The following is a 25,014-nucleotide window of genomic DNA, read 5'->3' on the forward strand; positions in this document are numbered from 1 at the left end:
TTACGTTAAATTCGACTTCGATGTTCTACTCGAATATGAGTATGTTCTACACCTTCTTGATGTTCATAATCGTACTTGAAGCCACGCAGTTTCACTTGAATATTGTTCTCTTGAGCATAGACATTTGTGAAATCTTCAAGTAATTCCAATACATCACTAGCAATATAAAGTGCTTTTTCTGCATTTATTGTCACTTTAGAATTTGGCTGAATATTTTTTAGCGTTTTCTTTATAGCTGCTTTATTTAAGAAAGAGACTTCCTCACCTAATTCAAGCACAATTTCATCGGCCTCGCTTAACTCTTCTCGGCTTAAATAGTAAGAGCGTTTCATATTACCATGTAAGACAAAGAGAATGCTGATGACTAAGCCAATTCCTACACCTTTTAATAAGTCTAAGAAAACAACGGCAATCATTGTCACCACAAAAGGAATAAATTGATAGATTCCTTTGCGCCAAAAATGTTTGTAATGTTTTGGGTGAGTTAATTTAAAACCGATTAAAATGAGTACAGCTGCTAAGGTTGCAAGGGGAATTTGATTTAATAGCGTCGGAATAGAAACGACACACATGAACAATAAAATACCATGAATAACAGCTGAAATTTTATGCGTTGCCCCAGCACTCACATTTGCAGATGAACGTACAATCACAGAAGTCATTGGCAATGCGCCAATACAAGACGCAAGGATATTGGCAAAGCCTTGTACGCGTAATTCATGGTTGTTATCGGTAATTCTGCGATGAACATCTAGGCGATCTGCGGCTTCAATAGATAGAAGTGTTTCAATTGATGCCACAACCGCAATCGTAATCCCTGTAACCCAAACAATACTATTCGAAAAACCTGAAAAATTTGGATAACGAATAAGATTTTCAGCTTCTTCTAAAGAATGCGGGACGGGAATTTGGACAAGTTGTGAGCTCGGTATCGCAAGTGGCAAATTAAAATAGATAAATAGGTTGTTAAGCAAAATCCCTACAATGACTGCGACAAGGGCAGATGGTAGTAATTTGATTTTTTTTAACTTAGGATGTCGATCCCAACCAATCATAATCGCCATAGAGATTGTCGCGATAAGCAATGAGCCGAAATGTATTGGCGTACTATTTTGGATAAGCTGAGATAACGTTTCACTACTCCCTAGCGCGTAAGGTAATTCTTTTAGAATAATAATAACCCCAATCCCAGCCAGCATGCCTTCAATCACAGCAACAGGAATATAGTTAGTAATACTGCCTGCACGAATAAAACCAAGTAAAAGCTGAATGGCCCCTGCAATCAGCCCTGCACAAAGAAAGAGTTCAAAAGAACCAAGTTCTGTAATGGCTGCAAGCACAATCGCCGCAAGTCCTGCCGCGGGGCCTGACACACTGATATGGGAAGAGCTTAATGCACCAATGACAATGCCACCAACAATACCAGAAAGAATCCCAGCAAGTGGGGGAGCGCCTGATGCCAAAGCTATCCCTAAACAGAGTGGTAATGCGACTAAAAAAACGACTAATCCTGACGAAAAGTTTTGTTTCAGTAATTTCCCTATATTTTGATTTATACTCATACAACACGCCCAAGAATACGACTTATATTTGCTATTCTATTCCTTTTCTGCCTGAAAAAATTTGGTTTAAATCATAATTTTTTCATTCATCAAAATTATTTCCCGAGTAATTGAATTTGTAATCCGCTTTGACGCTGAACTTCTGCTTTTACCGCTTGTTTCCACACCTTTTCATCGCTAAATAGCGTAAAGGCTGATTTTGCACGAGTAATCGCCGTATAGACTAACTCTTTGGTTAGAACAGGTGCGATATTTAACGGCATGACCAATAAGGCATGCTCAAATTCAGAGCCTTGAGATTTATGTACGGTCATCACATAGGCTGGCTCATAGCTTGGTAATCGGCTTGGTGAAAGCTCAAGATGTTTATCGCCTTTTTTCGTTTCAAAATAGACACGAAGTTTGCCCGCTTCATCAGGAAGAATCAGTCCAATATCACCACTAAAAATGGAAAGTTGTGGCGCATTTTCGGTGATTAAAATCGGCTTACCTATGTAGCTATCTCGGCTATGTTTAAACTGAACTAACCCCGCTTGCTGTAAGGCTTCTGCAATGGTTTGATTTAAGCGTTCAACGCCTAGTTCAGTAACACGCAGAGCGGATAAAAAGCGGACTTTCTGAAATTCAGCAAAAATCTCTGAGACAGAAACTTTTTCAGGTGAAATGGTACGAGCTTTGACTTTATCTAAATATGCACGATAAAGCGCAACGGCTTTTTGAGTCACCATATTGACACAATGTTGAATCCACGCACTTTTTTCAGAAAATTCGGTGATGTTTGGGTAAGTATGTAGTTGCAAGTCAGCATAATCAGCATTTGTAAAATATTGCCATGATTTGACCGCTTGTTTCGCATTTACTTCTGCGGCAACTCGTCCAATACCTGAGTTTTCGTTAAAACGGAAGCTACGACGTAAATGACAAAGGGAATCGCAAATAGCAGGGACGTGCGGCGTTTTGGCAAAAATCGGGTAGCCTGTGACTTGCGTTAAATAGTCGCTATGTTCAGGGCTATAGTCAAATTGAATCAAGTCGCCCAATTCTGCCATCGCATTACCGACTTCGACAGAGGCTAGTTGGTCTTTATCGCCTAGCATAATCAAACGGGTTTCTGGTTTGAGCGCATTACACAATTTTTCCATCACAAACATATCAATCATAGAAGCTTCATCTACTACTAATAAATCTAAATGTAACGGATTTTGCGCATGATAGCGGGGAAGATCACTATGTGGGGTGATGCCAATCAGTGAGTGAATCGTTGTCGCTGATGTTGGGATATTCTCTTGTAACGTTTGTGGCAAATTAAGCTCTCGCAAACTGTTTGTAATTGATTCTTTCAAGCGAGCCGCTGCCTTGCCCGTTGGAGCAGCAAGTGCAATTTGTAAGGGGGCTAAACCTTGTTTTAGCTGCTTTTGTTGTAAGGCGGCAAGTAAAATAGCGACTGTCCGAGTTTTACCTGTTCCGGGACCGCCTGAAATTAAACAAAATTGATTATTAAGCGCCGTAGCAACGGCGACTTTCTGCCAATCGATCTCTGATTGTGGTTCAAAAAATTGGGCTAAAATTTCACGATCTTGGGCAACATTTGCAAAATATTGCTCTGAACTGACCGCTTGTTGTAGATAATGAGCAATCCGATTTTCTGCTTGCCAATAGCGATAGAAATACACTCTTCCATATTGAAATAACATCGGGGCTACTTGTTCAGGATCTTGGCTAAAAGCAATATGCTCTTTTAAGGTTTCTTGCCATGCAAGCGGTGAGATTTCGCCAATTTTTTGCAAAATCTCTTGATAGAACGGACGAGTTAAATTTTTCCCTTGTAAACCAAAGGGATTATTAGCTAAGTGGGAATCTAAGCGAATACAGCTATGTCCTTGCATAACGTGAAAAGAAACCAAGGCACTAAGTAAAATAGCAAGGTTTTGTTGCTCAAGAGTATAGCCAAGATTTTGTTGCTTACGGTCAATAAGCTTGGCGAATTGATAGTTGAGTTCAGAGATAATATTTTCTTTTTTTAACTCGTTCAGTAAGGCTAACATAGGCAAAAAAGAGAGAAAAATTGGTAGAGAAAGTATATAAAAAAATCCACGCATTTGCGTGGATTTTTTTATACATGATAAATTACTCTACACGTAAAATACGGCAAGTATTTGTACCACCTTCTTTTAACTCATCACCATGAGTTAAGAGTACTAAATCACCAGTCATTAAATAACCTTGCTCTTTTAATAAAGCAATGGCTTTTTTCGCACCATCAATAGTACGGCTATCTTGGTCATAGAAAACTGGGGTAACACCACGGTATAACGCACAGCGATTTAATGCTTGCTCGCTACGAGAAAGAGCATAAATTGGTAAACCAGAGCTGATACGGCTCATTAATTTTGCAGTTTCGCCTGAATGAGTTAATGCCACAATTGCAGAAACGCCTTCTAAGTGGTTTGCAGTGTACATTGCAGACATTGCTACTGCTTCATCTACCGATGTGAATTTGTCTTCCATACGGTGACGTGAGACATTGATGCTTGGCATAGTTTCTGCCCCTAAGCACACTTCTGCCATTGATTTCACTGTTTCAACTGGGTAATCACCATTTGCAGTTTCGCCTGAAAGCATTACTGCATCAGTACCATCTAATACCGCATTTGCCACGTCCATTACTTCCGCACGGGTTGGCATTGGTTTTTTGATCATCGACTCCATCATTTGTGTTGCGGTAATTACCACACGGTTTAAACGACGTGAACGACGGATTAATTTTTTCTGTACACCAACGAGCGCAGCATCACCAATTTCAACACCTAAGTCACCACGAGCAACCATGATAACATCCGCACCTAAAATGATGTCGTTCATCGCTTCTTCTGTTGCGACTGTTTCAGCACGCTCTACTTTTGCCACGATTTTAGTATCTAAACCCGCTTCTTTCGCTAATTGACGAGCATAGTTCAAATCTGCACTTGATTGCGGGAATGATACCGCTAGGTAATCCACACCAATTTTCGCAGCAAGTTTGATGTCTTCTTTATCTTTATCAGTTAAAGCTGGAGCAGATAAACCACCGCCTAATTTGTTGATCCCTTTGTTATTAGATAATGGACCGCCCACAGTCACTTCTGTAAAGACTTTTGCGCCATCAATTGAAAGCACTTTTAATTGCACGTTACCGTCATCTAATAAAAGAATATCGCCAGGAACAACATCGTTTGGCAAGTTTTTGTAATCAAGACCTACTGCGTCTTGATGACCTTCGCCTTTTGGTAATTCTGCATCTAAAGTAAATTTATCACCGATATTTAAGAAAATTTTACCTTCTTTAAAGGTAGAAACACGGATTTTAGGACCTTGTAAGTCACCTAAAATTGCTACGTGTTTACCTAAACGTTTTGCAATTTCACGTACTTTTTCTGCACGACCAATATGATCTTCAGGCACACCGTGTGAGAAGTTCATACGAACCATATTTGCACCTGCAGCAATAATTTTCTCTAATGTATTGCCACGATCTGTTGCTGGACCCATAGTACAAACAATTTTGGTTCTTCTGAGTTTACGAGACATTATGTATTTTCTCCTGATTGAATTGTATAAATGATAGAAATCTTTGATAGTGTTGCTTGCAACACTAAAAAACGCCGTGCATTATACGCTCAAAAATGTTCAGTTTAAATAACGAATTAGGAGATCTTGAATGAATATTTGGATAATGCGTCACGGTGAAGCTAGTTTTCATGCAAAAACTGACAATGAACGACCTTTAACTGAGAATGGTCATATGATGGCTTTTGAACAAGGGAAGAAATTAGGGGAAATCTTTAATAATCAAAAGATTAAGCTAGATAAAGTCATTGTTAGCCCTTATTTGCGAGCGCAACAAACAAAAGAGAATGTATTTAAAGGCTTGCAAGCGGTCGGATTTGTGCAAAGTTTTGCAAATATTGAAGAAATCTGGGAAGAGATTACACCGAGTGGAAATCCGAATATAGTGGTTGATTATTTACATTTTTTACGAGAAGAAGGTGCGCAAAATATACTGATTATTTCGCATTTACCTTTAGTATTTGACTTGGTTTACCACTTAACCAAACACAATGTGAATTTTTATCCTGCGGTGATTGCGGAAATTGAGTGGAAGCAAGATGTTGGTAAAGTGATTGACGTGGTTTATCCATAAAATTACGTTAGGTTGATAATAGCAACGGTTTTGTATTGTTATCACAACAGTATTTCTTTCAACAATGTGGGAAGAACGGAGATACACCTTTTTACGTTTCTACTTTAATAGTACAAGCGGTCAGTTTGTTGTAATTTTTTGCAAAATTCATGAGTATCTACGATCTATTATTTTATTTTAGTAAAAAGTAAATCAATAAAATGATAATTTATTAATTGGTTAAATTAATTTAAAGTACATAGAATATTTTTTTAAAGATAAATTCAGATACAAATACAAAATAGGAGCTAATCATGAGCGTAGATAAAATTTTAGCAAAAACCAAGGACGTTGGCGGGATTCCTGTTGCACGTTTATTACCACAGCCACAGCGTAAAACGGTGGGGGCTTGGTGTTTTTTAGATCATGCAGGCCCTGCTGAGTTTGAAGAAGATTCTTTAGGTTTGCAAGTTGGATTACATCCACATACCAACCTACAAACATTTACTTGGATGCTACAAGGTGAAGTGTGGCACCAAGATAGCCTTGGTCATCGTCAGTTAATTAAGCCTCGTCAAGTCAATTTAATGACGGCTGGGACTGGGGCAAATTATGGTATTAGTCATACAGAGCAAACACCAGAAGGTATTCATGATTTACATGCGGTACAACTTTGGATTGCATTACCGATGAATCAAGAGATTAAGCCTAATTTTGAGCATTATCCTGAACTGCCTGAATGGAGTGAAAACGGGATTGACTATGTACTGACGACAGGAAGCTATTTAGGGCATACCGCACCGACAACACAATTTAGCCGACTTGTTGGCGTAGATATGCAGTTTACACAAGCGCAATCTTTTGACATTGAAAAAGTACCTACCTTTGAATATGGCATTTTGGTGCTTAAAGGTGAAGTGAAAGTAAATGGTGAAAGCTATAAAGCAGATGAATTGGCAGTACTATCAGATTGTCAAAATGCGACGGGTGAATTAGAGCTTTGGGCAGATGCTGGCACACACGTTATGTTACTAGGTGGTGAGCCACTGCCACATCCAACGGTCATTTGGTGGAATTTTGTGGGAGACAGCGTGGAGTCTTTAGAACAAGCAGTCTCTGATTGGAATAGCGGTCACGCCCGTTTTGGCGATATTAATTTAGAAGGTACTGTATTAAAGCGTCTACCAGCGCCAAGCGTACCTGATAAAATGAAAGTATAATGATGTTTGATTTATTTCTTTTTGGTAGATAGTGTTTTTATATTTATACAGTTTATCAATTTTTTATAAATTATATAATGAGCTCACTTAAGCAAGAAAACATCGTTTTCCTAAATTGAATGAATTAAACAAAAGAGGTTTCAAATGAAAAAATTAGCAAATATCCGTCGTGCACCAGCAAAACATTGGGTCGGTGATGGTTTCGAAGTTCAATCTATGTTTGGCTATCATGATAAAGGTGAAAATTTAAGTCCGTTCTTATTAATGGATTACAATCCACCTCGTTATTTTGAACCAAACCGCGATTATCATCCACGTGGTGTTGGCGAACATCCACACCGTGGCTTTGAGACTGTGACGGTAGCTTATCAAGGTGAAGTCTCACACAGCGATTCTTATGGCGGTGGCGGTACCATTGGTACAGGTGACGTGCAATGGATGACGGCGGGTTCAGGTCTAATGCACCAAGAGTTCCATTCAGAAAAATTCTCAAAAGAAGGTGGAATGTTTGAAATGGTTCAACTTTGGGTTAATTTACCTGCCAAAGATAAAATGACAAAACCACGTTATCAAGCGATTACTTCTGCAGAAATTCCTGTAGTACAATTTGCCAATGATGCAGGTTATGCTCGTTTAATTGCAGGGGAATTAGATGGTGTAACGGGTTCAGCAAGCACATTTACACCAATTAATATGTGGGATGTGCGTATGAATGCAGGTAAAAGCAATGTTTTTGCTGTGCCTGAAAGTCATAATTTAATTATCCTTGTTTTAGACGGTGAAATTAAAATCAATGGACAAGATGCGGTTTCTCGTGGTGAATTAGCCACTTTTGTCAGCGGTGGCGCAGACGTTGAGATTACAGCGACAAAAGATGCTAAATTGTTAATTTTAACGGGTGAACCAATTAATGAGCCTATTGTCGGATATGGACCTTTTGTAATGAATACAGAAGCTGAAATTATTCAAGCAATGCGAGATGTGCAAGCGGGTAAGTTTGGTTCTATTGCTCAATAGTCAATATCCACTTAAATTTAAGCCGGAATCCTTTCCGGCTTTTTGCGTATTCACAGAATATTAATTTTCTTAGTTTTTGAGGTGAAAAATGGCGGCCGAAGGTGCAAGTCAATTAATCAGTGTTGTTACACTGCTTGGTGCAGCAATTATTGCTGTACCTATATTTAAACGTTTGGGCTTAGGCTCTGTTCTTGGTTATTTAGCTGCTGGACTTGCTATTGGTCCTTTCGGGTTAAAGCTTTTTTCAGATCCCCAATCAATCATTCATATTGCAGAACTTGGCGTGGTAATGTTTCTATTTATTATCGGTTTAGAAATGAAACCATCTCATTTATGGGGACTACGTCGTCAAATTTTTGGTTTAGGAAGCATGCAAGTAGTCGTTTGTGCGGTGTTGCTTACCTTTGTTGGTATGAGTTTCGGCTATTCATGGCAAGTTTCTTTTGTAGGGGGAGCAGGCTTTGTTTTAACTTCTACTGCAATCGTGATGCAAGTATTAAGTGAGCGTGGCGATATCGCAAGCCCAAGAGGGCAGAAAATGGTCTCAATCTTATTGTTTGAAGATTTGATTATCGTTCCATTACTTGCGATTGTAACGTTCCTTGCACCAACGGATCCAAATCATATCGCAGATGCTCAACCAGTATGGCAAAAAATTGGTATTGCTGGATTATCGGTAACGGCATTAGTTGTTGTCGGGATTTGGTTACTTAATCCACTTTTCCGTTTATTAGCGAAAACCAAAATCCGAGAATTAATGACTGCCGCAGCGTTGTTTGTGGTATTGGGTTCTGCATTATTAATGGAAGAAGGTGGTTTATCGACTGCTATGGGCGCTTTCGTTGCAGGTGTGTTACTTTCTGAGTCTAGTTTCCGTCATCAATTAGAAGCAGATATTGAGCCTTTCCGTGGATTATTGCTCGGATTATTTTTCCTTGGCGTCGGCATGGCGTTAGATTTAAATGTTGTTTTTAACAACTGGGCGTTAATTCTTTCTGCGGTTATTGCCATGATGGTGGTCAAATCTCTTTGTATTTTCTTGATTGCAAAACTCATGAAAAGTACAAATAGTGTAGCGGCAGACAGAGCAGTAATTATGGCACAAGGTGGTGAGTTTGCCTTTGTCTTATATGCTGCGGCAACAACTCAAGGTGTTATTTCATTAGAAGAGCAAGCAAATTTAACGGCGATTGTGGTGCTTTCTATGATTTTTGCACCGATTACGATCATTTTACACAATAAGTTTGTTGCACCACGTTTGATGAGTAAAACGGAAGAAAGGGCAGATGATCATATTGATGAGAAACATCCAATTATCCTTGTGGGTATTGGGCGTTATGGTCAGATCGTCAATCATATTTTAACGATGTCAGGTTATCATCCAACGATTATTGATTTGAATGAATCGCAAGTTGAAAGTGCAAAGCAGTATGGCATTAAGAGTTACTATGGTAATGCAACACGACCTGAACTTTTACACAATGCAGGTATTGAAACGGCGGAATTGCTCATTGTAGCAGTCGATGATAAACATCAAGCGACACATATTGTTGAACTCGCTCGTTCCATGAATCCAAATATCAAAATTATCGCAAGGGCGTATGACCGTATCCATGTGTTTGAACTCTATAAAGCGGGTGCGGATAAACAAATCCGTGAAACCTTTGACTCTGCTTTACGTAATGGACGAGCAGCCTTAGAAATGGTTGGTGTTGAGCCTGAAGTGGCAGAAGAAATTTGTCAATATTATTTTGAACGAGATCGCCACCGAGTCAAATTAATGGCAGAAGTTTATGATCCAAAACTTGATATTTTCAAAAATGAAGAAATGCGCAAAATTGCTCTTGCAGAAGATCAAGAAACTATGCTGGAAATTCAAAATATTTTGGAAAGGGCGAGAGAGAATAAAGAATAGCTATAATATCGTTAGTGGTTTCAATTGAAAAATATTCAGTTTATCTAACCGCTTGTTCTCATATAGTAATAAGGCTCACAAATGTGAGCCTTATGTTTTAGTCAATTAAAGTGCTTTTAAGATATCGTCCACACGTTCTTTCGCATCACCAAATAACATTTGGGTGTTTTCTTTGAAGAACAGTGGGTTTTGTACGCCTGCATAACCTACTGCCATTGAGCGTTTGAACACAACAACGTTTTGTGCTTTCCACACTTCAAGCACTGGCATACCTGCGATTGGACTGTTTGGATCGTCCATTGCCGCTGGGTTTACGGTATCATTTGCACCGATAACTAAAACCACATCAGTATCAGGGAAATCATCGTTGATTTCGTCCATTTCTAATACCACATCGTAAGGCACTTTCGCTTCCGCAAGTAATACGTTCATATGACCTGGTAAACGACCTGCAACAGGGTGAATACCAAAACGCACATTTACACCACGATCACGCAATTTTTGGGTAATTTCAGCTACAGGATATTGTGCTTGAGCCACTGCCATACCGTATCCTGGGGTGATGATCACAGAGCTTGCATTTTTGAGCATTTCTGCCACTTCTTCTGCGGTGGTTTCACGGTGTTCACCTTGTTCTGCATCAGAGCTAACTTGTACATCGTTACCAAAGCCACCAGCGATAACGCTGATAAACGAGCGGTTCATTGCTTTACACATAATGTAAGAGAGAATTGCACCTGATGAACCCACTAACGCACCCGTTACAATTAACAAGTCGTTACTTAACATAAAGCCTGCCGCTGCCGCTGCCCAACCTGAGTAAGAGTTCAACATTGAGACCACCACAGGCATATCCGCACCGCCGATAGATGCCACTAAGTGCCAGCCGAATGCAAGGGCAATTAATGTCATTATTAATACTGGGAAGATATTCTCAGGGTTGTTTAAGAATACCACCATTAATAATGCAGACACGACTAATGCCGCAAGGTTTAATTTGTGGCGGTGTGGAAGCATTAACGCTTTTGAGTTGATGATGCCACGCAATTTACCGAATGCCACCACAGAGCCTGTGAAAGTTACCGCACCGATAAAGATGCCTAAGAATACTTCAACATTGTGGATATTTTGTAACACAGGATCGGTTTCGTGTGCTAAGCCGTAGCTGTTAAAGCCAACTAACACCGCTGCTAAACCCACGAAGCTGTGCAAAATTGCCACAAGCTCTGGCATTTCGGTCATTTCTACTTTTAACGCTTGGCGAATACCGATAGCACCACCGATAGCCATTGCGATTAAAATCCAAATGGTACCTTGTGATTGTGGGCCAAAAATAGTTGCAATTAGGGCAATGGTCATACCGATAATGCCATACCAACAACCTGCTTTTGCCGTTTCGTGTTTAGAAAGCCCTGCAAGGCTCATAATAAAGAGAACGGCTGCGACAATATATGCCGCTTGTACTAAACCTAAAGACATACTCTTTCTCCTTAACCTTTTCTAAACATCGCTAACATTCTTTGGGTGACTTTAAAGCCGCCGAAGATGTTGATACTTGCCACTAAAATTGCAATAAAGGCGAGAATGCTGATAAAGAAACTGCCTTGTGAAATTTGCAATAATGCCCCAACGATAATAATGCCTGAAATCGCATTGGTTACCGCCATTAATGGCGTGTGGAGTGCGTGGCTGACGTTCCAAACCACATAGTAGCCGACAACGCAAGCTAACACGAACACGGTGAAGTGAGATAAGAATGCCGCTGGTGCAACAGACGCTAACCATAAGAATGTCACAACGCCTAAACCGAGTAAGCCGTATTTAATGCGTGGATCTGCTGGTTTTTCTTCTTTTTTCTCAACTGGAGCTGCTGCTTTTTGTTGTGGTTGAGCAGAAACTTGGATTGGTGGAGCAGGCCATGTAACTTCGCCATCACGGATAACGGTTACACCACGCAATACCACATCTTCAAAGTCGATATTGATGTTACCGTCTTTCTCTTTACATAATAGTTTTAAGAGATTGACTAAGTTTGTGCCGTAAAGTTGAGAAGATTGGGTTGGTAAGCGACCTGGTAAGTCGGTATAGCCGATAATTTTCACTTGATTTTCAGTGGTGACAACTTTGCCTGCTTGCGATAATTCGCAGTTACCGCCCGTTGCAGCCGCTAAATCGACAATTACCGAACCAGGTTTCATTGTGGCAACCATCTCTTTGGTAATTAAACGTGGTGCTGGTTTACCCGGGATAAGTGCGGTGGTGATAATAATATCGACTTCTTTCGCTTGTTCAGCATAAAGTGCTAATGCACGGCGGTTAAACTCTTCCGACATCACTTTTGCATAGCCATCGCCACTGCCACCTTCTTCTTTGAAATCAATTTCAAGGAAGCTTGCACCCATACTTTCTACTTGCTCTTTTACTTCTGGACGAGAGTCAAAAGCACGCACGATTGCACCTAAACTGTTTGCCGCACCAATCGCCGCTAAACCTGCAACCCCTGCACCGATGACCAACACTTTCGCTGGTGGCACTTTACCTGCGGCGGTGATTTGTCCTGTAAAGAAGCTACCAAATTCGTGAGCAGCTTCAACTACGGCACGATAACCTGCAATGTTTGCCATTGAGCTTAGTGCGTCAAGGGCTTGGGCACGAGAAATACGAGGCACAGCGTCCATCGCTAACACATTGATTTTCTTCGCAGAAAGTTTTTCCATCAATTCAGGATTTTGTGCTGGCCAAATAAAGCTAACCAGTGTTGCTCCTTCCTTGATTAATGCAATTTCTGCGTCTGTTGGCGCATTGACTTTAAAGATAATGTCTGCATTCCAAACTGCTTTTGTATTGCCGATAGTCGCACCTGCCTGTGCAAATGCATCATCTTCAAAACTTGCCTTAAAGCCAGCATTATTTTCAATGATGACTTCAAAGCCAAGTTTTCTGATCTGCTCAACGGTTTTTGGCGTTGCTGCCACACGAGTTTCACCGTCTAACAGCTCTCTTGGTACACCAATAAGCATAAAGACTCCTATATGGTTAGTGTTGAAATAAAGATGTTTTTTCAAAGTTAAAACAAGCTAAATGTACCATTTATTTATATCGTTGGGTAAAAAATTTCTAATGAAAGGCATAAATAAAGCTATTTTTTGACTAGAATCGTTACAAGCGGTGTTATCTTCTTAAAAACTTACAAAAAAATGAATTAATTCCTTGGTGTATGGGGGCTTTTTTGCTATATTTACGCCCAATTTTGTCTCTTTATAAAGAGATGTGGCTATTTAAAATAATATTCTGTTTCAATGGATTCCCTATATGTTTAAAAAATTTCTTGGACTTTTTTCAAATGATCTTTCTATCGACCTTGGTACTGCAAACACTCTTATTTATGTAAAAGGGCAGGGTATTGTTCTAGATGAGCCTTCTGTTGTGGCTGTTCGTCAAGATCGTATTGGTTCATTAAAAAGTATTGCTGCAGTAGGAAGTAATGCAAAATCAATGTTAGGTCGTACACCAAAAAGTATCTTAGCAATTCGTCCAATGAAAGATGGGGTGATTGCAGATTTCTATGTGACAGAAAAAATGTTACAACACTTTATTAAACAAGTGCATAGCAATAATTTTATGCGTCCAAGTCCTCGTGTACTTGTTTGTGTGCCAGCAGGGGCAACGCAAGTAGAACGTAAAGCAATTAAAGAGTCAGCGATTGGTGCAGGCGCTCGAGAAGTTTATTTAATTGAAGAGCCAATGGCAGCTGCAATTGGTGCGGGATTACCTGTTGCAGAAGCTGCGGGTTCTATGGTGATTGATATCGGTGGCGGTACAACAGAAGTTGCTGTACTTTCATTAAATGGCATTGTGCATTCTGCATCGGTGCGTATTGGTGGCGATAAATTAGATGAAGCGATCATCGCGTACGTTCGCCGTCACTATGGTTCTGCTATCGGTGAAACAACTGCAGAGCGTATTAAGAAAGAAATTGCAACAGCTTATATTCAAAATGATGATGAAATTCGTACAATGGAAGTTCATGGTCACAACCTTGCAGAAGGTGCACCACGTACATTTGAATTAAGCTCAAAAGAAGTTCTTGAAGCGATAGAGCAGCCTTTAAATGGTATCGTTGAAGCAGTAAAAGGTGTTTTAGAACAATGTCCACCAGAACTTGCAGCCGATATTTTTGCAAGAGGTATGGTATTAACAGGTGGTGGTGCATTATTACAAAACCTTGATGTGTTACTTTCTGATGCAACAGGCGTGCCAGTTATTGTGGCTGAAGATCCTTTAACTTGTGTGGCTCGAGGTGGTGGTAAAGCCCTTGAAATGATCGACATGCATGGTGGTGATCTTTTCAGTGATGATAACTAATCTAGGATTAGTGAATTAAAAAGTAAAATGGACAATATCAACGGCTATTGTCCATTTTGCGTTTAAATAGATGAGTTAATTTTTAAACAAATATGAAACCTATTTTTGCGAAGGCACCTCCTATTGGTGTCCGACTATTTTTTGCAGTCGTTATTTCTATTGCATTAATTTTGTTAGATGGTAGAAGTAGCGCCATGATTCAAATGCGTAGCGTATTAGAAACTGCAGTGAGCGGACTTTACTATTTTGCAAATACTCCAAGAACAGTATTAGATGGTGTAAGTAATAATTTTATCGACAGTCAAAAACTGCAGTTAGAAAATCGTGTATTAAAGGAACAGCTGCGTGAGAAAAATGCAGATTTATTACTGCTAGATCAGCTTAAAGTCGAAAATCAACGTTTGCGTTTGTTACTTAGCTCGCCATTGCGTCAAGATGAGTATAAAAAAGTAGCAGAAGTATTAACTGCTGAAATGGACGCTTATCGTCAGCAAGTGGTGATCAATCAAGGGCAAAGCGACGGGGCTTTTGTCGGACAGCCTGTGATTGACGAACGGGGCGTTGTGGGGCAAGTGATTTCGGTTGGTGAAAAAAGTAGCCGAGTGCTGCTTTTAACCGATGTGACCCACGCCATTCCTGTTCAGATTTTGCGCAATGATGTGCGAGCTATCGCTAACGGCAACGGGCATAACGATGAATTGATTTTGGATAATTTGCCGAGAACCGTTGATATTGCGAAAGGTGATGTGCTAGTCACATCAGGCTTAGGTGGACGTTTCCCTGAAGGTTATCCTGTTGCGGTGATCGAAACGGTACAAAACGACGGTTCAAACCATTTTGCTAGAGCGACTGCTCGACCATTAGCCTCATTAGAGCGTTTACGATATTTACTCTTATTATGGCCAACAAGCGAGGAAATTCGTAAGTCTGATACACTATCTCCACAAGATGTGCGAGATGCGGTGGAAGAACGACGTAAAAGTTTGAACCCATTAGACCGCTTGAAAAATAGCAAAAAAGAGCAAGTACGCGAAGAACCGAAAGAAGAAAGCACAGAGCCTGATGAAACCGAAAACCCAGCATCACAGCCTGAAGTTGAAAGTGATGCAAACCACAGCACAGAACAAGGGGCAGAATAATGCGTGAAAATATGATCTTCCAACTGTTAGTGCTTACTTTTATTTTTGTGATCGCCTTTGTGTTAGAAATTATGCCGTGGCCCCTTGATCTACAAGGCTTGCGTCCAACGTGGGTAGTGTTAGTGCTTATTTATTGGGCGTTAGCATTACCAGATAAAATTAGCGTTGGTACCGCATTTCTAGCCGGTATTGTTTGGGATTTAGTGCTAGGTTCTATTTTGGGTATTCATGCACTGGTTTTATCCATTGCTATTTATTTCGTTGCCAAATACCACCTGATTTTGCGTAACCTTTCCCTTTGGTTACAAAGCCTGTTGGTAATGGCATATATCGCTCTTATTCGCTTTTTAATTTTCTTTATTGAACTGGTATTGCACAGTGCCGAATTTAATACACAAGAGATCATCGGGGCGATTATAAGCGGTATCTTATGGCCGTGGATTTTCCTACTAATGCGACATATCCGACGGGGGCTACATTTACGCTAATGAACAGCTTATCTTTCGATTTCTCAGCCGATTTTCGCCCCCTTTCCGCCCGAATGCGTCCACGCAATTTGGCGGAATATGTGGGACAATCTCATTTGGTCGGCACAGGCAAGCCCCTACGCCGAGCGATTGAAGCAGGACATAGCCACTCAATGATCTTTTGGGGGCCAGCTGGCACGGGCAAAACCACCCTTGCTGAAATCATTGCGAGTGAACTTGATGCAGAAGTGGAACGACTTTCTGCAGTAACGAGTGGCATTAAAGAGATCCGAGAAGCAATCGAAAAAGCGAAACTTAACCGTCAATCAGGCAGACGCACTTTATTGTTTGTCGATGAAGTCCACCGTTTCAATAAAAGTCAGCAAGACGCTTTCTTGCCACATATTGAAGACGGCACGATTATTTTTATCGGGGCAACGACTGAAAATCCGTCCTTTGAACTGAATAACGCCCTACTTTCACGAGCCAAAATCTACATTCTTAAGCCACTACAAGCGGTTGATATTCTGAAAATTTTGCAAAATGCAATTGCGGATAAAGAGCGTGGTTTGGGTAACGAAAAGCTGATTATTCAAGATGATGTGTTGAATTTGCTAGCAGATTACGTCAATGGAGACGGACGTTTTGCCTTAAACTGCCTTGAATTAATGAGCGATATGGCAGAGCAGCTGCCACAAGGTAAATTGCTCGATAAATCCTTGCTCACCGAAGTATTAGGCGAACGCCAAGCCCGTTTCGACAAAGGTGGCGACCGCTATTACGACCTAATTTCAGCTCTGCACAAGTCTATTCGTGGTTCATCACCAGACGGCGCGTTGTACTGGTATGCTCGCATTTTAACCGCTGGTGGCGACCCACTTTACGTTGCACGCCGACTACTTGCCATTGCGTCTGAAGACATCGGCAATGCTGACCCAAGAGCAATGCAAGTTGCCTTGTCTGCGTGGGATTGCTACACAAGAGTCGGAGCTTATGAGGGCGAGAGAGCTATTGCTCAAGCGGTGATTTACCTTGCCGTTGCTCCAAAAAGCAACGCCGTTTACACTGCATTCAAACAAGCTAAACGCCTTGCCCAAGAGGGTAAAGATTATGATGTCCCTGAACATCTTCGCAACGCCCCAACCAATTTAATGAAATCACTCGGCTACGGCGAAGAATACCGCTACGCTCACGATGAACCCCACGCCTACGCCGCAGGGGAAAACTACTTTCCTCCTGAATTAAAAGAGACGCAATTCTATTTCCCGACCGAACGAGGAATGGAAAAGCAGATCAAAGAAAAAATGGCGTGGTTGAAAGAGTTGGATCAGTTGGGTACGATGCAACGTTATAAATAATTTGCAAAAAATTATCCTAATCTAACCGCTTGTAATTTGAATATCAAAGCTAACTATATGAAACTCTCCGAAAAAATAACCGACGCTTTTAGCCCAAATGGTACTTTGAGTAAAAACATTCAAGGTTTTCGCCCCCGTGATGCTCAGTTAGAAATGGCACAAGCGGTCGGAAGAGCCGTAAAATTTGCAAAAAGTGCGGTGATTGAGGCTGGAACAGGAACGGGCAAAACCTTTGCTTATCTTGTGCCTGCGTTGTTATCGGGCAAGAAAACCATTATTTCCACAGGGTCAAAAAATTTACAGGATCAGCTATTTAATCGAGACCTGCCGACCATTCAAAAGGCGTTGAAATATAAGGGAAAAGTGGCTCTGTTAAAAGGTCGGGCGAATTATCTCTGTTTGGAACGGCTCGATCAGGTGATTGCAATGGGCGTGGTTGGCGACAGGTCGGTGTTGGCGGATTTGGCGAAAGTGCGGAAATGGCACAGCAGTACCCAAACAGGTGATTTAAGCGAATGTATCACCATTGCCGAAGACAGCCCGATTTTGCCACAGCTGGTTTCAACGGCGGAGAGCTGTTTAGGGTCGGATTGCCCAAATTACAAAGAGTGCTATGTGGTGCAAGCTCGGCGTAAGGCGTTGGAAGCGGACGTGGTGGTGGTTAATCATCATCTCTTTTGTGCGGATATGGCGGTGAAAGAAACGGGGTTTGGCGAGCTTATTCCTGAAGCGGAATTGGTGGTGTTTGACGAGGCTCACCAACTGCCCGATATTGCCAGCCAGTATTTCGGGCAATCTTTAACATCTCGCCAACTGTTTGATATTTGTAAAGATTGCAACATTGTCTATCGAACCGAATTAAAAGATGCGTCTCAATTAGGCAAAGCGTCTGATCACCTGCAAAAAGTGGTGCAGGATTTCCGTTTGCTTTTGGGAGACGGCAACAAGCGGGGCAATTTGCGAGAAATTTTGCAAGATCCGAAAGTGGTCGAAGGGTTCAAAAAGTTGAATGAAAATATCGATTTTTTGAGCGAAGTGGTGAAAAAATCGCTCGGTCGTTCTGAAACGCTGGATAAAATCTTTGAACGTTTGGCGGAAGTCAAAGCACAGCTCAAAAGATTGGGCGATACTAGCGTGGTCGGCTACTGCTATTGGTATGAAATCAATGGGCGATCTTTCGGCTTGCACATCACACCGCTGACGGTGGCAGATAAATTTGGCGAACAGATGAAAGTGCAACAAATCGGCTGGATTTTCACGTCTGCGACCCTTGAAGTCGGGGGCAAGTTCGATCACTTTTGCCAACGGCTTGGCATTGAGAATGCTGAGCAAATGGTGCTACAAAGCCCTTTTGACTATGCTAATCAGTCGTTGCTTTGTGTGCCACGTTACTTGCCCGATACTAACAAATCCCATACGCTTACGGCATTGGGGCAGTTACTTCAGCCAGTGATCGAAGCCAATAATGGACGCTGTTTTTTGCTCTGTACATCTTATTTTATGATGCGTGGTTTGGCGGATTTTTTGCGAGAACATAGCTCCCTAAGCGTTCTGCTACAAGGGGAGACGAGCAAAAGCCGTCTGCTTGAGAAATTTATTGCTGAACCGAATAGCGTATTGGTGGCGACCCAAAGTTTTTGGGAAGGGATTGATGTACGTGGTGATGCTTTGTCGTTGGTGATTATCGACAAATTGCCATTTACTGCCCCTGACGAGCCGTTGCTCAAAGCCCGAATGGAAGATTGCAAACTACAAGGGGGCGATCCGTTTAACGATATTCAAATTCCTGAAGCAGTGATTACCTTAAAACAAGGGGTAGGGCGGTTGATCCGCGATGTGACAGACAGGGGAGCGGTGATTATCTGCGACTCTCGCCTTGTGATGCGACAATATGGCTCAACATTCCTAAAAAGTTTACCGCCGTCCAAACGCACAAGGGATTTGGGGAAAGTGATTGCGTTTTTGCAGAAATAGTTTTATTGAAAAGTTCATATTAATCAAAATGTTATGTTAATCAAAAGCCTACGTTTTATTACGGCACTTGCGTTGCTGTTTTTACTGCTCTATTTGGGAAAGTGGCTCAACTTACTTATTCCGATAGGCATTCCCGAAAGTATTTGGGGAATGTTGCTTTTGTTTAGTCTGCTTGTCACAAAATTGGTCAAAGTGAGCTGGGTTTACCCTGCTACTCGCCCGTTACTGCGTTATATGACGATCTTTTTCCTACCGATTTGTGCGGGCATTATTGAACAAGTTGATGTACTTTCTGCTCATTTAGAAGCCTTGTTATTGGCAAATTTTTTAAGTACTGTGATTTGTTTGGTAGTGATTGGCTATTTAGCTCAGTGGCTTTTTGAAAAAGAAACAGAAAAAGACTCACAGGGAGAAAAGCGTGATGACTAATTTTTGGATTTACGCCTACGAGTTGATCACATTGGCGGTGTTTATTGTGGCATTAAAGGTGAACAAACGCCTAAAATCTTCTATTCTCAATCCCTTTATTTTGTCGTTATTGCTGATCATCGGAATTTTACTGCTTGCCGATATTCCTTTTAACGATTACTACGAGGGCAATTTTCTGTTTAATCAGCTATTGGGTGTGTCGGTAGTTGCTCTTGCCGTACCTTTTTATGAACAGCTCCCCCAAATTCGTAAGCATTGGAAGAAAATCAGCTTGATTGTGCTCGTCAGTACTTTTTTAACGATGACAAGCGGTGTTATCTTGGCGTTAATTTTCGGAGCAAACCCTGAGATTATTGCAGCGATCTTGCCTAAATCTGTGACAACAGCCATTGCGATCTCGATTGTCAATGAAATCGGTGGCAATTCAGCATTAGGGGCAGTAGCAGTCGCCATTGCGGGGATTACAGGATCTGCCTTTGGTATTGCAATTTTGCAACTGATGAAGCTACGCAACACCCGAGCGATAGGGTTAAGTATGGGAGCTGTTTCTCACGCCTTAGGTACAGCAAGGGCAATGGAATATAGTGTCAAGGCGGGTAGTTATGCATCTGTTTCCCTTGTGTTATGTGGGTTACTTTCATCATTGATTGCTCCGATTGTGTTTAAATTTGTAGCAAGTTACTACTTTTAAACGAGTTATTACTTTTAAATTTGGTGTAATCGCAATTTCCCTTTAAAATAGCCACTTCCTATTTTTAGAGAACCTAATAATGACAGCAAAAAATCCCTTTTCTCTTGATGATATGACACAAGATCAATCCACTTGGCAAACGTTTAAACGTTTATGGCCGATGATCTCTCCTTTTAAGTGGGGGATTGTTGCAGCGATGGTTGCGATGATCTTCAATGCTGCGGCGGATGCTTATCTAATTACAATGTTACAGCCATTAATTGATGAAGGTTTTGGTGAATCAGAACGTAGTTTCTTGAAAATGATGGCATTTATTGTTGTGGGTTTAATCTTTGCACGAGGAATTACGAGCTTTATCTCCGCTTATTGCTTGGCTTGGGTTTCGGGCAAGGTTGTTATGAATATGCGTCAGAAGGTATTTAAACATCTCATGTTTATGCCCGTTACTTTTTTTGACCAAAACTCATCAGGCAAATTGCTTTCTCGTATTACTTATGATTCAGAACAAATTGCAAGCTCTTCAGCAAATGCTTTACAAAGTGTGGTAAGGGAAGGCGTTTATATCATTTTCCTTATTGCAACAATGTTCTATTTCAGCTGGCGTTTATCGCTCGTTCTCTTTTTAATTGGTCCTGTGATTGCCATTTTAATTCGAGTTGTATCGAAACGTTTCCGTACCTTGAGCCGTAATATGCAAGAATCTATGGGAAATATGACAGAAAGTGCGGAGCAAATGTTACGTGGACATAAAGTGGTGCTTTCTTTCGGCGGACAAAAAGTTGAAGAAGAGCGTTTTAATCACACCAGTAATGATATGCGTCGCAAGGGAATGAAAATGATGGCAGCAAGTGCCATTGCTGACCCGATTATTCAAGTGATTGCGTCTCTTGCTTTAGCGGTGGTTCTTTTTGTTGCAGGTTCACCTGAAATTATTGGTGATGATTTAACCGCAGGGGAATTTGCAGCGGTGATCGGGGCGTTAATGGGTATTTTACGTCCGCTGAAAACCTTAACCAACGTCAATGCCCAATTCCAACGGGGAATGGCAGCGAGCCAAACGCTCTTTACTTTGTTTGATTTGCCAACAGAGAAAAATGAGGGAACCTATCAAATTGAGCGAGCCAAAGGCGATATTCGCTTTGAAAACGTGACTTTTACCTATTTTGGCAAAGAACAACCCGCTTTAAAAAATATCTCGTTTAATCTGCCTGCAGGCAAAACCTTGGCATTGGTAGGGCGTTCAGGATCGGGTAAATCGACGATAGCGAATTTGATTACACGTTTCTATGAAATTGATTCGGGCAATATCTATTTAGACGACCACAAAATTCAAGATTACACTTTAAACAATTTGCGTGAGCAGTGTGCGATTGTCTCACAACAGGTTCATCTCTTTAATGATACGATCGCTAACAATATTGCTTATGCTGCTAAAGATAAATATAGCCGTGAGCAGATCGAAGCGGCTGCAAAAGCCGCTTATGCAACGGAATTTATCGAAAAAATGCCACAAGGGTTAGATACAGTAATTGGCGAAAACGGTGTGAGTTTATCGGGCGGACAACGCCAACGTTTAGCGATTGCAAGGGCGTTATTACGCAATTCGCCTGTGCTAGTATTAGATGAAGCAACTTCAGCGTTAGATACAGAGTCAGAGCGAGCCATTCAAGCTGCACTTGATGAGTTACAAAAAGATCGTACTGTTTTAGTGATTGCACACCGCTTATCTACCATTGAAAATGCTGATGAAATTTTAGTGGTTGATCATGGAGAAATTATTGAGCGAGGCTCACATAAAGCCTTGTTAGAAAAAGGTGGAGCTTATAAACAGTTACATCAAATGCAATTTAGTGAGTAACCTTGTATAAAGTAGTAAAAAATAAAGCGAATATTACTATTCGCTTTATGATTATTATGCTTTTAATGCCTGCGTTATTCGGTTTTGAATTCCCTTAGCATCTAATCCTAAATCCGCATAACTTTCCGCTTGTGTCGCTTGTGGAACAAAGAAATCTGGAATACCTAGCATAACAAGCGGTTTGATCTTACCAATTTTTTGCAAATACTCATTAACCGCACTGCCAGCCCCGCCTTGAATAGCGTTTTCTTCAAGGGTAACGAGTAATTCGTGGCTGTCGGCTAGTTCTGCGATTAACGTTTCGTCTAACGGTTTAGCAAAACGCATATCAACAAGGGTATAGTTATTAGCATCTGCTACTTGCTTTGCTTCATTGAGTAACGCACCAAAATTCAAAATAGCGACTTTCTCTCCCTGTTTAAGAAGTTTACCTTTGCCAATTTCAAGGGCTTGCATCGGCTCAAGAGCCACGCCTTGAGCGTTTCCACGTGGGTAACGCACGGCAACAGGGCTGTTCATCGTATAAGCGGTGTAGAGCATTTGTCGCATTTCGTTTTCATCGCTTGGGCACATAATCGTCATATTTGGAATACAACGCATAAAGCTCAAATCAAAGGCACCCTGATGGGTTTGTCCATCAGCACCCACGATTCCAGCACGGTCAATGGCAAAAATCACAGGCAAGTTTTGGATCGCCACATCGTGAATAAGTTGATCGTAAGCACGTTGCAAAAAGCTCGAATAGATCGCCACTACAGGTTTATAGCCGGCAATTGCAAGCCCTGCGCCAAATGTCACGGCATGTTGTTCAGCAATCGCTACGTCAAAATACTGTTGTGGGAAGCGTTTGGAGAACTCGACCATTCCCGATCCTTCACGCATTGCAGGAGTGATGCCAATCACTTTTGGATCACGCCCTGCCATTTCGCATAACCAATCGCCAAAGATGTTGGAATAGGTCGGTGCGGATTTTGTTTGCGGTAACTTACCGCTTGTGTGGTCAAATTTTGGCACGCCATGAAAGCCAATAGGATCTTGTTCTGCTGGGCTGTAACCTTTGCCTTTTTTGGTTTTGATATGAAGGAACTGCGGACCTGACATATTCCGCATATTTTTCAATGTAGAAATCAGTTCTTCAATATCGTGTCCATCAATAGGACCAATATAGTTAAAACCAAGGGTTTCAAACATCGTACCAACAGGTGAAACAAACCCTTTAACGTGTTCTTCTGTTTTACGTACAAATTCTTTGATAGGAGGTAAACCTGAAAGAAGTTTTTTTCCACCTTCACGTAAAGTGCTGTAGAGAGAACCCGTAAAGAGACGAGCAAGATGATTATTTAATGCGCCGACATTCTCAGAAATGGACATTTCATTGTCGTTAAGAATAACCAACATATCTGTGTGGATAGAACCTGCATGGTTGATCGCTTCAAATGCCATACCTGCAGTAATTGCCCCATCACCGATCACACAGACCGTTTTACGCCCTGCATTCTCTTTTTCCGCTGCAATTGCAATACCGAGTCCAGCACTGATCGACGTTGAAGAATGTCCAACGCTTAACACATCAAACGGACTTTCTTCACGCCAAGGAAAAGGATGCAATCCATCTTTTTGTCGAATGGTATGCATTTGGTCACGACGGCCCGTGAGAATTTTATGCGGATAAGCTTGATGACCAACATCCCATAAAAGTTGATCAAAGGGTGTTTGATAAACGTAATGCAATGCAACAGTGAGTTCAACAACACCTAATCCAGAAGCTAAATGACCACTTGTTTGGCTTACGGACTCTAATAAATAGGCACGAAGTTCATCACAAAGCGGTTGAAGTTTGTCTTTGGGTAATAAACGCAAATCATCTGGCGAGTTGATTTGACTGAGCAATGGATAGGTCTTTTGCATAGGCTTATCTTAATAGTTGGGTGGGCTTTGCCCACCAAAATTATCTCTTAATTATTATACTTTCAATTCTTCAGTAAGCGTTGGTTGAATGCTGTTTAAGATTTCTTTTACAACACGACCACTACCTGCAACAATATTGCCTGATTTTAAGTAATCAGTACCACCTACAAAATTCGTCACTAATGCACCCGCTTCACGAGCGATTAAATCACCTGCGGCACAATCCCATGGTTTTAAACCAATTTCAAAGTAACCATCTACACGACCTGCAGCTACATAAGCTAAATCCAACGCTGCAGAACCTGTACGACGGAAATCTGCTACACCGTTGTTCATCAGGGATTCAATCATATTTAAGTGTGCTGTACGATGTTTTGCCACTTTGAATGGGAAACCTGTTGCTAACACAGTACCTTGTAAGTCACGACGTTCGTTACTGATGCGTAAACGGAATTCGTTTAATTTTGCACCTTCACCACGTACCGCAGTAAATAATTCATTACGAATTGGATCATAAACAACGCCCACTTCAGTACGACCACTCACACGGATAGCAATCGAAACTGCAAAGTGTGGCAAGCGCTTCACAAAATTAGTTGTTCCATCTAATGGATCAATCACCCACTGAACATCGTTATTTTCGCCAGCTAAAACACCTGACTCTTCTCCGACAATAGCGTGATCAGGATAAGATTTACGGATAACTTCAATAATTGCTGCTTCTGCCGCTTTGTCAATTTCAGTCACATAATCATTTGAGCCTTTTTGAGCAACTTGTGTATCTTGCGGGGCCTGCTCATAGCCTTTGGCAATAATATTGCCCGCTTTTCGTGCAGCACGAATAGCGATATTTAACATTGGATTCATAATTCCACCAGATTTTAAAGAACATAAAAGGATTAGAATTATAGAGAAAGTTGGAGAATAAAGAAATAGGGAAGAGAAAAAAGCC

Annotated in this window: 19 protein-coding genes; 12 read left to right on the forward strand and 7 right to left on the reverse strand. The window is 41.1% G+C overall.

The window, feature by feature from the left end:
- Window positions 1-5: 5 nt before the first annotated feature.
- The 3 genes from C5N92_RS08875 to pyk all read right to left on the reverse strand — a co-directional run bounded on the left by C5N92_RS08875 (window position 6) and on the right by pyk (window position 5,129).
- Complete coding sequence (locus C5N92_RS08875; protein ID WP_111750497.1) at window positions 6-1,562, reverse strand: SulP family inorganic anion transporter; 1,557 nt, start codon at window positions 1,560-1,562, stop codon at window positions 6-8.
- A gap of 95 nt (window positions 1,563-1,657) precedes the next feature.
- The gene (gene recD, locus C5N92_RS08880) at window positions 1,658-3,607 is read right to left on the reverse strand and encodes an exodeoxyribonuclease V subunit alpha (RefSeq protein ID WP_111750549.1); all 1,950 of its coding nucleotides are present in this window, start codon (window positions 3,605-3,607) and stop codon (window positions 1,658-1,660) included.
- 82 nt (window positions 3,608-3,689) lie between these two features.
- Window positions 3,690-5,129 (reverse strand): pyruvate kinase, encoded by a 1,440-nt coding sequence (gene pyk / locus C5N92_RS08885; protein ID WP_111750498.1) that lies wholly within the window; start codon window positions 5,127-5,129, stop codon window positions 3,690-3,692.
- A gap of 130 nt (window positions 5,130-5,259) precedes the next feature.
- Here pyk and sixA point away from each other — a divergent pair, with 130 nt between their 5' ends.
- From sixA to C5N92_RS08905, 4 genes are all read left to right on the forward strand, one after another.
- Window positions 5,260-5,742 carry a phosphohistidine phosphatase SixA gene (sixA, locus tag C5N92_RS08890; protein WP_111750499.1) on the forward strand — a complete coding sequence of 161 codons (483 nt, stop codon included), beginning with the start codon at window positions 5,260-5,262 and terminating at the stop codon, window positions 5,740-5,742.
- A gap of 293 nt (window positions 5,743-6,035) precedes the next feature.
- Window positions 6,036-6,941: a pirin family protein gene (locus C5N92_RS08895; protein WP_111750500.1), complete on the forward strand. Its 906-nt coding sequence runs from the start codon at window positions 6,036-6,038 to the stop codon at window positions 6,939-6,941.
- Between the two features lie 144 nt (window positions 6,942-7,085).
- Complete coding sequence (locus C5N92_RS08900; RefSeq protein WP_111750501.1) at window positions 7,086-7,958, forward strand: pirin family protein; 873 nt, start codon at window positions 7,086-7,088, stop codon at window positions 7,956-7,958.
- A gap of 88 nt (window positions 7,959-8,046) precedes the next feature.
- Window positions 8,047-9,873 carry a monovalent cation:proton antiporter-2 (CPA2) family protein gene (locus C5N92_RS08905; protein ID WP_111750502.1) on the forward strand — a complete coding sequence of 609 codons (1,827 nt, stop codon included), beginning with the start codon at window positions 8,047-8,049 and terminating at the stop codon, window positions 9,871-9,873.
- Between the two features lie 105 nt (window positions 9,874-9,978).
- Here the strand turns inward: C5N92_RS08905 and pntB are convergent, their stop codons facing one another.
- Both pntB and pntA read right to left on the reverse strand, forming a co-directional pair.
- On the reverse strand, window positions 9,979-11,352 hold the full coding sequence (gene pntB, locus C5N92_RS08910) for a Re/Si-specific NAD(P)(+) transhydrogenase subunit beta (RefSeq protein ID WP_111750503.1): 1,374 nt from the start codon (window positions 11,350-11,352) through the stop codon (window positions 9,979-9,981).
- Between the two features lie 11 nt (window positions 11,353-11,363).
- Complete coding sequence (gene pntA / locus C5N92_RS08915; RefSeq protein WP_111750504.1) at window positions 11,364-12,893, reverse strand: Re/Si-specific NAD(P)(+) transhydrogenase subunit alpha; 1,530 nt, start codon at window positions 12,891-12,893, stop codon at window positions 11,364-11,366.
- A gap of 292 nt (window positions 12,894-13,185) precedes the next feature.
- On the opposite strand from pntA, the gene C5N92_RS08920 reads away from it, so the two are divergent.
- The 8 genes from C5N92_RS08920 (at window position 13,186) to msbA (ending at window position 22,154) form a co-directional block, all read left to right on the forward strand.
- The gene (locus tag C5N92_RS08920; protein ID WP_111750505.1) at window positions 13,186-14,238 is read left to right on the forward strand and encodes a rod shape-determining protein; all 1,053 of its coding nucleotides are present in this window, start codon (window positions 13,186-13,188) and stop codon (window positions 14,236-14,238) included.
- 92 nt (window positions 14,239-14,330) lie between these two features.
- Complete coding sequence (gene mreC / locus C5N92_RS08925) at window positions 14,331-15,377, forward strand: rod shape-determining protein MreC (RefSeq protein ID WP_111750506.1); 1,047 nt, start codon at window positions 14,331-14,333, stop codon at window positions 15,375-15,377.
- Window positions 15,377-15,865, forward strand: coding sequence for a rod shape-determining protein MreD (gene mreD / locus C5N92_RS08930; RefSeq protein ID WP_111750507.1), 489 nt, complete (start codon window positions 15,377-15,379; stop codon window positions 15,863-15,865). Before mreC ends, mreD begins: the two co-directional genes overlap by 1 nt.
- Window positions 15,865-17,202 carry a replication-associated recombination protein A gene (locus C5N92_RS08935; RefSeq protein ID WP_111750508.1) on the forward strand — a complete coding sequence of 446 codons (1,338 nt, stop codon included), beginning with the start codon at window positions 15,865-15,867 and terminating at the stop codon, window positions 17,200-17,202. The genes mreD and C5N92_RS08935 overlap by 1 nt, the downstream gene beginning before the upstream one ends.
- A gap of 57 nt (window positions 17,203-17,259) precedes the next feature.
- Entirely contained in the window at window positions 17,260-19,176 is a 1,917-nt protein-coding gene (gene yoaA, locus C5N92_RS08940; protein WP_111750509.1) for a DNA repair helicase YoaA, read from the forward strand.
- Between the two features lie 33 nt (window positions 19,177-19,209).
- Window positions 19,210-19,605 (forward strand): CidA/LrgA family protein, encoded by a 396-nt coding sequence (locus C5N92_RS08945; RefSeq protein ID WP_111750510.1) that lies wholly within the window; start codon window positions 19,210-19,212, stop codon window positions 19,603-19,605.
- Entirely contained in the window at window positions 19,598-20,296 is a 699-nt protein-coding gene (locus C5N92_RS08950; RefSeq protein WP_111750511.1) for an LrgB family protein, read from the forward strand. Before C5N92_RS08945 ends, C5N92_RS08950 begins: the two co-directional genes overlap by 8 nt.
- A gap of 79 nt (window positions 20,297-20,375) precedes the next feature.
- Window positions 20,376-22,154 (forward strand): lipid A ABC transporter ATP-binding protein/permease MsbA, encoded by a 1,779-nt coding sequence (msbA, locus tag C5N92_RS08955; protein WP_111750512.1) that lies wholly within the window; start codon window positions 20,376-20,378, stop codon window positions 22,152-22,154.
- A 54-nt stretch (window positions 22,155-22,208) separates the two neighbouring features.
- Here the strand turns inward: msbA and dxs are convergent, their stop codons facing one another.
- Both dxs and suhB read right to left on the reverse strand, forming a co-directional pair.
- On the reverse strand, window positions 22,209-24,062 hold the full coding sequence (dxs, locus tag C5N92_RS08960; RefSeq protein WP_111750513.1) for a 1-deoxy-D-xylulose-5-phosphate synthase: 1,854 nt from the start codon (window positions 24,060-24,062) through the stop codon (window positions 22,209-22,211).
- Between the two features lie 54 nt (window positions 24,063-24,116).
- A complete protein-coding gene (gene suhB, locus C5N92_RS08965) occupies window positions 24,117-24,929 on the reverse strand; it encodes an inositol-1-monophosphatase (RefSeq protein WP_111750514.1) in 813 nt (270 codons plus the stop codon).
- Window positions 24,930-25,014 lie beyond the last annotated feature (85 nt).

Origin of the sequence: Glaesserella australis (assembly GCF_003260095.1) — a bacterium.
In the GTDB taxonomy this organism is placed as follows: domain Bacteria; phylum Pseudomonadota; class Gammaproteobacteria; order Enterobacterales; family Pasteurellaceae; genus Glaesserella; species Glaesserella australis.

What these genes read in the sequence shown, in the direction of transcription:
- C5N92_RS08875 (WP_111750497.1), bottom strand. Translation starts at nt 1,562, where the DNA reads ATGAGTATAAATCAAAATATAGGGAAATTACTGAAACAAAACTTTTCG.
- recD (WP_111750549.1), bottom strand. Translation starts at nt 3,607, where the DNA reads ATGTTAGCCTTACTGAACGAGTTAAAAAAAGAAAATATTATCTCTGAA.
- pyk (WP_111750498.1), bottom strand. Translation starts at nt 5,129, where the DNA reads ATGTCTCGTAAACTCAGAAGAACCAAAATTGTTTGTACTATGGGTCCA.
- sixA (WP_111750499.1), top strand. Translation starts at nt 5,260, where the DNA reads ATGAATATTTGGATAATGCGTCACGGTGAAGCTAGTTTTCATGCAAAA.
- C5N92_RS08895 (WP_111750500.1), top strand. Translation starts at nt 6,036, where the DNA reads ATGAGCGTAGATAAAATTTTAGCAAAAACCAAGGACGTTGGCGGGATT.
- C5N92_RS08900 (WP_111750501.1), top strand. Translation starts at nt 7,086, where the DNA reads ATGAAAAAATTAGCAAATATCCGTCGTGCACCAGCAAAACATTGGGTC.
- C5N92_RS08905 (WP_111750502.1), top strand. Translation starts at nt 8,047, where the DNA reads ATGGCGGCCGAAGGTGCAAGTCAATTAATCAGTGTTGTTACACTGCTT.
- pntB (WP_111750503.1), bottom strand. Translation starts at nt 11,352, where the DNA reads ATGTCTTTAGGTTTAGTACAAGCGGCATATATTGTCGCAGCCGTTCTC.
- pntA (WP_111750504.1), bottom strand. Translation starts at nt 12,893, where the DNA reads ATGCTTATTGGTGTACCAAGAGAGCTGTTAGACGGTGAAACTCGTGTG.
- C5N92_RS08920 (WP_111750505.1), top strand. Translation starts at nt 13,186, where the DNA reads ATGTTTAAAAAATTTCTTGGACTTTTTTCAAATGATCTTTCTATCGAC.
- mreC (WP_111750506.1), top strand. Translation starts at nt 14,331, where the DNA reads ATGAAACCTATTTTTGCGAAGGCACCTCCTATTGGTGTCCGACTATTT.
- mreD (WP_111750507.1), top strand. Translation starts at nt 15,377, where the DNA reads ATGCGTGAAAATATGATCTTCCAACTGTTAGTGCTTACTTTTATTTTT.
- C5N92_RS08935 (WP_111750508.1), top strand. Translation starts at nt 15,865, where the DNA reads ATGAACAGCTTATCTTTCGATTTCTCAGCCGATTTTCGCCCCCTTTCC.
- yoaA (WP_111750509.1), top strand. Translation starts at nt 17,260, where the DNA reads ATGAAACTCTCCGAAAAAATAACCGACGCTTTTAGCCCAAATGGTACT.
- C5N92_RS08945 (WP_111750510.1), top strand. Translation starts at nt 19,210, where the DNA reads ATGTTAATCAAAAGCCTACGTTTTATTACGGCACTTGCGTTGCTGTTT.
- C5N92_RS08950 (WP_111750511.1), top strand. Translation starts at nt 19,598, where the DNA reads ATGACTAATTTTTGGATTTACGCCTACGAGTTGATCACATTGGCGGTG.
- msbA (WP_111750512.1), top strand. Translation starts at nt 20,376, where the DNA reads ATGACAGCAAAAAATCCCTTTTCTCTTGATGATATGACACAAGATCAA.
- dxs (WP_111750513.1), bottom strand. Translation starts at nt 24,062, where the DNA reads ATGCAAAAGACCTATCCATTGCTCAGTCAAATCAACTCGCCAGATGAT.
- suhB (WP_111750514.1), bottom strand. Translation starts at nt 24,929, where the DNA reads ATGAATCCAATGTTAAATATCGCTATTCGTGCTGCACGAAAAGCGGGC.